This window comes from Citrobacter sp. Cs237 (genome assembly GCF_030332325.1).
Lineage (GTDB): Bacteria > Pseudomonadota > Gammaproteobacteria > Enterobacterales > Enterobacteriaceae > Citrobacter_A > Citrobacter_A sedlakii.
This window is the reverse complement of record NZ_JAOWIB010000068.1, coordinates 1-264: the sequence shown is the minus strand read 5'-3', so window position 1 is coordinate 264 and position 264 is coordinate 1. Positions and strand designations below refer to the sequence as shown.

General features: G+C 56.1%; 1 tRNA gene. It reads left to right on the top strand.

Annotated features, from left to right (window positions below):
• Positions 1–186: 186 nt before the first annotated feature.
• Positions 187–262 (top strand) — tRNA-Ala (locus OGY07_RS02850).
• Positions 263–264: the final 2 nt, after the last annotated feature.

Genomic DNA, 264 nt, shown 5'->3' with positions numbered 1-264 from the left:
GGCTTGTAGCTCAGGTGGTTAGAGCGCACCCCTGATAAGGGTGAGGTCGGTGGTTCAAGTCCACTCAGGCCTACCAAATTCGCTCCCGTGCTTTGTTGTGGCAAAGCTCGCATACTGATGTATGCTTCGCTTCACCACGCCGCGCCCGGAAACGAATTATCGGTAAAGAGGTTCTGACTACACGATGGGGCTATAGCTCAGCTGGGAGAGCGCCTGCTTTGCACGCAGGAGGTCTGCGGTTCGATCCCGCATAGCTCCACCATT